The sequence below is a fragment of the Myxacorys chilensis genome (genome assembly GCF_059505265.1).
The window spans coordinates 1-8,429 of sequence record NZ_JCACKG010000130.1; the positions used below are offsets into that span (position 1 = coordinate 1).

The window sequence follows — 8,429 nt, forward strand, 5'->3', positions numbered from 1 at the left end:
GATGCGCTGCACTGCCAAAAAAACGCTGCACCAGATTGTCAAGCAAGGCAACGATTACCTCGTGTGTGTCAAAGCGAATCAAGGGCGATTGCATGGAGGAATTAAGCAACAATTCATGACGAAACAACCGCTCAGCCAGTATCAGGAACATGAACAAGGTCATGGACGGAACATGAACTGGACGGTCAGCGTGTTGATGGAGTAGTCGCATTTGGGCACGAGTGGTCAGGAATACAACGCTGCATTGTGGTGCAACGACACGGGTATCGAGACAGGAAACCATTCGATGAGCGGCAGTACTACATCAGTAGTGTCATCACGAGTGCAGAACAGTTTCATCGGATTATTCGTGAGCATTGGTGCATCGAGAATCGATTGCATTGGGTCAAAGACGTGACGTTTAACGAGGACAATGCGCCGCAAACCGGCAGGAATGCAGTCGCGAACTGGTCAGTGGTCCGCAACTTCTTCATTAACTTTGCTCGCACCTTGGGTTTCACTTCGATGGCTGCTGCCAAACGGCAGTTCGCCAATCAGTTGGACAAGGTTTTTCCCCTACTACAATGAAACAGCCCTGGGTCGCAAACGGTGGGCGATTGAAGCCTTTTTCAAAACGGCTAAACATCGGTTTGGCTTACACTGTTTTGGTCAAAGCACCAAGTTAGGAGTCTACCGTTGGTTGGTTTTGTTCCTGATTGCCTATCTGTTGGTTCACTGGATTGACCAATGGTCTTTCCCACCTGTTCTCGATTGGAAGGTAGCCTCTGATTTAGCGCTCAAAGTTCTGTTTCCCTCAGTTGTCTGGTTGCAATTACTGCGAGCCATTCAAACCAATCGAGATATAGCTGCACAGTATGGCTTTGAAATCACCCTCAAACCGTTGCCCAAGGTGACTTGTTGAGCTTGGTGCAAGATCTGAGAGAACCCAATGAGCAGTTGCAACAATGGTGATCGCGCCTGCTCACGGTTTTAGGAAACAATGGGCAAATCATCATTGATGTCATCCCTGAAGTGGAGTTGATCGTTGACAAGCAGCCGCCCGTCCCGAGAGTGGGAGCAACGGAAGCTCAAAATCATTTTAATCGAATCTTTCAGCAATTCGTGCGAGTGTTCTGTTCCGACTCATATCCCTTGGTCATCTTTTTAACTGATTTGCAGTGGATAGATTTTGCAACTCTGAAGTTAATAGAGTTGTCGGGAAATAAGAATCAAGTGAGCCAATGCGACCTTGCCAGTCTCGTTTCCTAAGCTGCAACCAATGCAACCAAGTAGAAGTTCCATAACCCTGCGGCAGTGAGCATTAAGTGGTCATCAAAGTCCTTAACCAAGTTGCGATAAACCAGACTGACGGCGCTGTAACGCTTGACTCCAGCAAAGGCGTTTCCCCAAACGACTCGTGATTGACTCAAGGTGCGATTCTCTTGCGTTTGCAGGGCACTCAACTCTCCTCCTCTCGGTTTTTTGTGGGGTAGATGAATGTTGTCATACTCTTTTTGCAAGCCTAAAAAGCCTAAATCGACTTCAATGGGAATCTCGTCTGGCACATTCCCAGCGATGTCATCTTCATCACGAAAGCGTTTGTCATGCAGTTTGCCTTCGCGGGCTTTGCTCAAAACCAGCACACGTTTGGTTTCGTCAACCGCAGCGAGATGCTGGCGCGTATGGCGTTTCTGCTTACCTGAATAGTTTGATTGCTGTGCTTTCGGGTCTTGAGGGCGAGTGATCGGTCATTCTGTGCCATCAATCATCACCCGCTTTACGTCTGGAAACCGCTGCAAAAATGCCTCAAGGCTAGTGAGTTTGCGCTCTGGCAACACCATCTTCTCACCCAAGGTTTCCTCCAAAATCGGTTGCAGACGATGCATCCATTCGTGGGCTTGAGAACGGTGCAGGTCGAAGATCAGCCCCGCCAAATCAAACGTTAGATAGCACTTGAACTAGAACAAACTAAAAAACAATTTCTCTTGAGTCTTCAGCAAGCGCGCTTTACGTCCACCACCGACCGCACGTTGACCCGGTTGAGTCTGACGGCTTTGCTCATGAAGGCGGCTAAAATCTGCCAGCAGCGCCTCAAACGCTCTGCGGTTCAAGCCAGTCACTGCCCACAACAGTCGGTCTTGGTTCAACGCCCGTTCGATGTCCAGCATTTTCTTGTCTCTTCACTGCCCTCCATTCTCGCTTATTCCCAGACAGGTCTGATACAGCAATGCCAATGCCGCGATGAATTCCTTGCCGCTCCAAGCGCTTCACAAGTTGATTTATAGCAGTTGCTAAAACGACAGCCGTAAACGCCAGAAACAGCACTTGCCGAATTCGTCAGAGGATGTAAAGCGAGATAATGAGAGCAAGAAAACCAACCCACTGCCCTAAACGCACAAGTCTACCTCCCAATCAGTGACATTCAGCGATCGCCTGCTTTAAACCTATAAAGAAGTAGAGCTAAAAGCCCACTACCTAAAGTGGCTTTAGCTCTACGATGATGAGCCTGGAGCGAGAAGCGATGGATTCTAACGGCGCTTATCTACAACTGAGCGACCTTGAGTATCTAAATCCAGTTCTTCCCGCCGAATCTGTTCTTCAGCGTTCACAGTATCTTTTTCTACAACCTTCTTGACATTAACTTGCTCACGCACGAACGCTTCTTTGTGAATGTCAGGGGTTTCTTCGTAAACCTCCATCCGCACTGCTTCTTGGTTACCAAAGTCAACACTATTGGAATCAACTGCAGCGCCTTGGGTTGGAGTGGTGCGATCAATCACAACACGCTCCTTTTCAACCGGAACCGCAACTCGTGCTGTCTCCGTTTCCACTCGCTTGCCAATGGAAACTTCACCAGTTTTCTGCTTGTGCTTGTCAACAATCAGCCGTTCTTCGTAGAGCTTTAAGCTTTGATGATCGCGATCGTTGAGATCATACAAAGAGGGTTCTTGTTGATAGCTATAGCTATCGCGATCGTAGGTGGTAGCACTCGCAGCAGGACGATAGGTTCCGCGCACCTGCTCTTCGTAGTCGTAGTCTACTTTTTCTAGGTCATCAAAGTTAGGCAAGTCTTCAACCTGTTCTTTGGTTAAGCCTTTTACTTCAACTCGGCGATCTCTAAATTTGATCACAGTGCTTCCGACAGGTAACAACACCTTTTTGCCAAAAATCCAGAAGCCCGTATCAACCACAAAATAGCGGAGGCGACCACTTTGGTCATCAACCAAAATATAGTCAATTGAGCCAATTTTTTCATCGCTTTGAGTGTAAACATCAAAGTCTTTGACGTCTTCTGCATTAGATGAATTGTTCTGAGAATCAGGATAAAAATCCTTAAGTTTTATCAAAGTCATATTGTATTTCCTCCAAATTTATTTGTTGCGTTCATATTAGAAATAATGTGAATTCAATAAATCTTGCTATCGAAGGAGATATGGAATTTCATCTTTGAACACATTGCCAAAAGCGGTGATAAATCATAGATAGCTGTAGATAACAAATTAAAAAGATAGATGAGATAGCTCAATCTAGGGAGCCGATTTAGCGGTGACTGTGGGATCTGGAACGTTGATTGATTGATGATCTAGAATGCACTCGTTCTTCTAATGCCCATAAACTGATTAGTGCTGCTAGCCCAGAACCTAGGCTGTCCATTACTAAATCAATAACGGTGTCATTCACACTACCAATAACTTGAGTTGGAAGGATATTTCCTGCTGCCCACTCTGCAATTTCCCAAAGTGCGCCAATGGCGATACCAAAACTGGCGATCGCGGCTAAATACAACAACTTATGTTTATGAAAACTTGTCAGTAGAGAAGCATAAGTAAGAAAACTGAGGGCCAAAGTAATGGCAAACATAGTAAAGCCATGAACCACCTCATCGTAAATTCCGGGAAGATAAAACCAGCCCCAAACCCAACCCCCTGCATTGAGGAGAGCAGCCACGACAAATAAAAAATCAAATAAAGTGGGTAGTTGTTTGTCTAGAAGTATGAAAGCTAAGGATGCTAGAAGAAAACAAACAAGGGCAAAAGCATTCCCCCAATTTCCTTGGATGAACGCAGCAATCACTGTTAACATCAATAAAGTTTGTGCAATCCAGGCGGCTGTTCTATATCCTTGCCAATTGGTACTAAACATTAGTATTGCTCCTACAAATCAGGAATATATTGCTTTTTTAGTTGCTCAGTCTAGTAATTTTGTTGGGCTAGCTCATGAATAACATTGTCATATTGTTGCTCTACAGCTTGCCGATCTAGCTCTTCTGACAAACCTTCACGGCTCCCTCGTAGAATCATTTCAGCATGACGACGTAGAACCGCTCGTTGTTTGGCATTGCCTGTGTAAGAGGCAATAGTGGCGATCGCTTCTAGCAAGCGAGTTGTGACAGCAGCATCTGATTGGGCATATCGTCGAATTTGGTTAAAGGCGGAATCAACTAACGCTTCAAACGTGACTCCCTCCGCAATCACGCGCAGAGTTTCTTGGCTGTCGTAGCGGTAGGGGGAGGGAAAATCTTGCTGAGCGAGGCGAGACAATCCCGCACTGAGCTGGTCGATGCAACGAATGGCTGTGAACGGATCATTCACAGCTGGAGAAATCGCTCGCAGAGCCACTTCAACCAGCTGATTGATCGGAAACTCCACATCCTGTTGCTCATTCCGCTCTTTTCCAAGAATGAAAGCATCATTCAGTTGTTCTGTTAGTTTTGGGAACCAGTGTTTGCTGGGATAAACCAGTACTAGATCACTACCTTTGACAATAAACTGACCAGGACGAAATTGCAGCCGTAGTAGCAGGTCATGTTTACAAGCAATCTTGATCAGTTCTTGGTCATCAACGGCTTGTAGATAGCCAGTTTTAGAGGCTTTTACTGAACAAGCATCTGAGTCGAAATTTGCCGGGATTTCTCCGATCTGCCGACGTGATTTTGGCACGATGCTATGTCCAATCTGTTCTGGAAACAATCGATCGATCGCATCCTCTAAATCATGGCTCACGCCAGTAATCACATGAAATGCCTGAATAATCGTGGAAGCATGATGGATAAAGTAAATCAGGACACCTACACTGGCGATCGCTAGCACAATGCCCGTTGTGACTGCTAACTGAGGTACAAAGAGGGTATAGTCTTCTCCCCGAATGGTTCGCAGGATCAGTAAGCAGTAAATAAAGGTGCCGATGAAAGTACCTAGAACCAACTGATTTCCTGTGTCCTGCATAAAGTTCCGCAACAGCCTTGGCCCGAAATTAGAAGCGGCAAGCTGAAGCGCAATAATCGTAATTGAAAATGCTGTGGCGGCAACCGTGATCATCGAACTGGCAACCGCTGAAAGTAATGCCCGCGACCCGTCGGGCCCGCCTGTATAAATCCAGTTTAGGTGCTTCACTGCGCCCTGAGAGCGTCGATCGATATTCAGCATGATGAGTGCCAGCGCGATCGCACTCACGGCCATGATAGTTGGCAAAAACCAGTAGCTAGAGTGGAGCGAATCCCACCGTTTGCTCCACTTAACATTTTTCATAAGTCACATTTTTCATAAGTCATCTGTTGCTTGTTTGTGGTTACTGCCGTTCCGCTGCGATCGCATTTCAGCTAGCTGTCGCAAAGAACCGCTGATGCTCCGAGGCTTGGGCACTTCGCGCTTGCCCGCAGGCCATCCTTCGCGTTGGCGGGAGCGATCGCCGTCGGTTTCTTCGGTTTGGTCGTGAAAGAGAATTTGTTGAGTTGGGAAAGGGAGATCGATACCGTTGGCAGTCAGTTTATTCTTAATGGCTGTTAGCACTTGATCTTGCATATCAAGAGCATCCGCACGACGAGGGGGGTGAATCCACCAACGGGCGCGAATGTTCACAGTGCTATCTGCCAATTCCATGACTAAGGCATCAGGCGCAGGACTCCTTAAAACGCCATCTACGCTGGTGATTGCTTCTAGAATCAACTGTTTAGCTCGGTCAATATCATCTCCATAGCCAATACCTACGTCATATTGCAAACGGCGATTGTCAAAAGCGGTGTTAACTGTGACTGAATTGGTGAATAACTCCGCATTCGGAATGACAATGCGACGGCCATCATAGGTTCTGATGGTAGTGGCGCGGGTTTCAATATTCTCAACCGTTCCTTCAAAATCTTTAAACACGATTTGGTCATCAATCTGAAAAGGTTCGGTCAAGAGAATCAAGATCCCTGACAAGAAATTTTGCAAAATGTCTCGAAAAGCAAAGCCAATCGCGACCCCACTAATCCCCAGCAGTTGTACTAAGTCACCTGCCTTAAAGGTAGGAACGACGATAGATAATGCAACAAACAAACCTAACAGAATCGTCAAGCCCTGAGCTAAGCGTCCTAGCACCATACCCAAGTTACGAGCTTGGCGACGATGGCGAGTTAAGCGTTTGACTAACCTTTTAATCCATCCTCCTACAAGCACAAAGAGCAGAAAGACAATGAGTGCTAAGGCAACGTTTGGTAACAAGGCGATCGCACCATTAATCATTCCTTGAACTTTAGACCAAGCTGTAGATATTTCTAAATTCATAGCTTCTCTTTAACTGCTTTATTTACAATCTCCAGCTCAAAAGTCTTTTTTAATTCAACTTTCCAGATAAATCAGCCAATGCTCAATCAGATTCAATCTGTTAACTCTGTGGCCTAAACACTTTGATTCAGACGAGCTAATCTACCTCTTCTAGGCCATTTCAATATAGGCATTCAAAGTGCTTTCTTCTTCTCGCTTACGATGGAACAAGCATTTCTGTCTGAAAGACCATCAAAATTTCATGCTGATTTCATTTTTTATGAAATCCTCAAAATAGGACCAGCGATGAGCAGCATTCATACATAAACTTCAAGCTCTGTTCTGTTGTGCGTATTGTTTAGCCAAGGAAACACGGCCCATGAGCCACAATCGACGCACAAATCACTAATCTCAACATTCTTATGCGTGCCTTCCGCTTTCTAATTCGCTGCTAAGCTGACAAATTGGCTGCGATCGCTTTGCACAATTGAATCTTGATGGGGTGAATCTTGATACGGCCCATCATTTTTACGACAGAACTGGTCTGTAGCGATATAGCCAGTTATCGAACTCTTCCTGACGCGATTGTGAGGGGTTCAGCAGCTCTCGTAAAGCAGTTTCACTATCGGGTTGGTAAGCGCGATCGCCCTGATAAGCACTACGAGCATAAATTACCTCAGTACGAGGAATGCGTTGGGTTTCATAGGCGCGAAATGCAGCTTCAAGGGTAGAGCATTGAGACAGACAGTAGACCAGTTCACAGGCATCTTCAAATGCCATATTTGCACCTTGCCCAATGGATGGGACAACGGGATGAGCCGCATCACCTAAAAGCGCAACTCGACCTTGACTCCAAGATTTTACGGGTGGGCGATCCCAAATTGGCCGCTCCACAATTAAGTGAGCCGGTGTATTGCTGACGATTGTGGGTACAGGTTCTGCCCAACCAGACACTATTTCTAAAACGCGGAGCTTGGCGGATTGGGGGAAAGGGAACCATCGTGATCCAATGCCGTTACACTCCAGAAGAGATAGCCTTCTCCAGCATCTACCCACAAACAATTCTTGCCATCGGGTGCTGTGACGATGGTGACTTCATCCGGTGACAGTAGATCAGAGGGGTAGGGTACAACTGCTCGCCAAGAGAGTCGGCCCCTATACCGAGGTGAGCCATCCCGGAGCAGCGTTCGCCTAATCATAGAATTGATGCCATCTGCACCAATGAGCAGGTCTGTTTCAATAGACTTCTGGCTCTTAAAGTGGGCAACCACTGCTGTATCAGATTGCTCGAATCCAGTACAGTAGTGATTCAGATGGATGATGTCGGTGGGTAAAACCTGAGCCAAAATCTCTTGTAGCCGCGACCAGCGAATATTGAGCATGGGTTGCCCAAATTGTTGAGCTAATCGAACCGGTTGAGACAGCATCAGTTCTCCTGTGCTTTTCTTCAGATGAGCAATCTGGGTGTGGCTGCCTGCCTGTTTTAGAGTCTCAACCATTTCTGGATGGATAGCCGCAAGACTATTTAACCCATTGGGAGAGAGCGTTAACCCAGCACCAACTGGACGCAGGGCTTGTGCCCCTTCATAAACTTGCACCTCAAATCCCTGCTGCGCTAGCGCGATCGCGGTTGACAGACCTCCTACTCCTGCCCCAACAACCGCGATTTTTGACGATGCTTGTAAAGCGCCCATTATTAGAATCTCCAACTATTAAGGCTTTTACAGATACGTTTCGGGATGTCTCGACATGATTCAACTGAATCACTTGAAAATTAAATTTGTGCTGCCAAAGTATTTAGAGCGAGGTGTGTTGTTGCAATGAGCTACTTAAATGAGTCAATTGGCAACATAGGTAAATTCTGACACAAGCTGAAGTGACCCCTTTAGTTCGGACAGAAGCACAAAAGATTTAAGCGTATCTACT

The 8,429-nt window shown here is 46.3% G+C and carries 10 protein-coding genes and 2 pseudogenes; 3 read left to right on the forward strand and 9 right to left on the reverse strand.

Annotated features, from left to right (window positions below; all coding sequences use genetic code 11):
• The 3 genes and pseudogenes from AC5JLB_RS10015 to AC5JLB_RS10025 form a co-directional block, all read left to right on the forward strand.
• Positions 1–205, forward strand: a pseudogene (locus tag AC5JLB_RS10015) (hypothetical protein); the annotation flags it as partial.
• Complete coding sequence (locus tag AC5JLB_RS10020; RefSeq protein ID WP_495873697.1) at positions 178–567, forward strand: ISAs1 family transposase; 390 nt, start codon at positions 178–180, stop codon at positions 565–567. The pseudogene AC5JLB_RS10015 and the gene AC5JLB_RS10020, both read left to right, overlap by 28 nt.
• Before the next feature lie 112 nt (positions 568–679).
• Positions 680–901, forward strand: coding sequence for a hypothetical protein (locus AC5JLB_RS10025; protein ID WP_495873689.1), 222 nt, complete (start codon positions 680–682; stop codon positions 899–901).
• 343 nt (positions 902–1,244) lie between these two features.
• Here AC5JLB_RS10025 and AC5JLB_RS10030 read toward each other — a convergent pair whose 3' ends face one another.
• The 9 genes and pseudogenes from AC5JLB_RS10030 to AC5JLB_RS10070 form a co-directional block, all read right to left on the reverse strand.
• Positions 1,245–1,724 (reverse strand): transposase family protein, encoded by a 480-nt coding sequence (locus AC5JLB_RS10030; protein ID WP_495873698.1) that lies wholly within the window; start codon positions 1,722–1,724, stop codon positions 1,245–1,247.
• Between the two features lie 3 nt (positions 1,725–1,727).
• Positions 1,728–1,925: pseudogene (locus AC5JLB_RS10035) on the reverse strand (helix-turn-helix domain-containing protein); the annotation flags it as partial.
• 12 nt (positions 1,926–1,937) lie between these two features.
• Complete coding sequence (locus AC5JLB_RS10040; RefSeq protein ID WP_495873690.1) at positions 1,938–2,147, reverse strand: hypothetical protein; 210 nt, start codon at positions 2,145–2,147, stop codon at positions 1,938–1,940.
• 360 nt (positions 2,148–2,507) lie between these two features.
• Complete coding sequence (locus tag AC5JLB_RS10045; protein WP_495873691.1) at positions 2,508–3,332, reverse strand: DUF2382 domain-containing protein; 825 nt, start codon at positions 3,330–3,332, stop codon at positions 2,508–2,510.
• 187 nt (positions 3,333–3,519) lie between these two features.
• Positions 3,520–4,122, reverse strand: coding sequence for a DUF2238 domain-containing protein (locus AC5JLB_RS10050; protein ID WP_495873692.1), 603 nt, complete (start codon positions 4,120–4,122; stop codon positions 3,520–3,522).
• Between the two features lie 50 nt (positions 4,123–4,172).
• Positions 4,173–5,507: a DUF2254 domain-containing protein gene (locus tag AC5JLB_RS10055; protein WP_495873693.1), complete on the reverse strand. Its 1,335-nt coding sequence runs from the start codon at positions 5,505–5,507 to the stop codon at positions 4,173–4,175.
• 12 nt (positions 5,508–5,519) lie between these two features.
• On the reverse strand, positions 5,520–6,524 hold the full coding sequence (locus tag AC5JLB_RS10060) for a mechanosensitive ion channel family protein (protein WP_495873694.1): 1,005 nt from the start codon (positions 6,522–6,524) through the stop codon (positions 5,520–5,522).
• 507 nt (positions 6,525–7,031) lie between these two features.
• Positions 7,032–7,457, reverse strand: coding sequence for an FAD-dependent monooxygenase (locus tag AC5JLB_RS10065; RefSeq protein ID WP_495873695.1), 426 nt, complete (start codon positions 7,455–7,457; stop codon positions 7,032–7,034).
• A 5-nt stretch (positions 7,458–7,462) separates the two neighbouring features.
• Positions 7,463–8,197: an FAD-dependent monooxygenase gene (locus tag AC5JLB_RS10070; protein WP_495873696.1), complete on the reverse strand. Its 735-nt coding sequence runs from the start codon at positions 8,195–8,197 to the stop codon at positions 7,463–7,465.
• Positions 8,198–8,429: the final 232 nt, after the last annotated feature.

Excerpts from the sequence above, each read along its gene's own strand:
- AC5JLB_RS10070 (WP_495873696.1), bottom strand. The coding sequence starts at position 8,197 with ATGGGCGCTTTACAAGCATCGTCAAAAATCGCGGTTGTTGGGGCAGGA.
- AC5JLB_RS10045 (WP_495873691.1), bottom strand. The coding sequence starts at position 3,332 with ATGACTTTGATAAAACTTAAGGATTTTTATCCTGATTCTCAGAACAAT.
- AC5JLB_RS10040 (WP_495873690.1), bottom strand. The coding sequence starts at position 2,147 with ATGCTGGACATCGAACGGGCGTTGAACCAAGACCGACTGTTGTGGGCA.
- AC5JLB_RS10060 (WP_495873694.1), bottom strand. The coding sequence starts at position 6,524 with ATGAATTTAGAAATATCTACAGCTTGGTCTAAAGTTCAAGGAATGATT.
- AC5JLB_RS10055 (WP_495873693.1), bottom strand. The coding sequence starts at position 5,507 with ATGAAAAATGTTAAGTGGAGCAAACGGTGGGATTCGCTCCACTCTAGC.
- AC5JLB_RS10050 (WP_495873692.1), bottom strand. The coding sequence starts at position 4,122 with ATGTTTAGTACCAATTGGCAAGGATATAGAACAGCCGCCTGGATTGCA.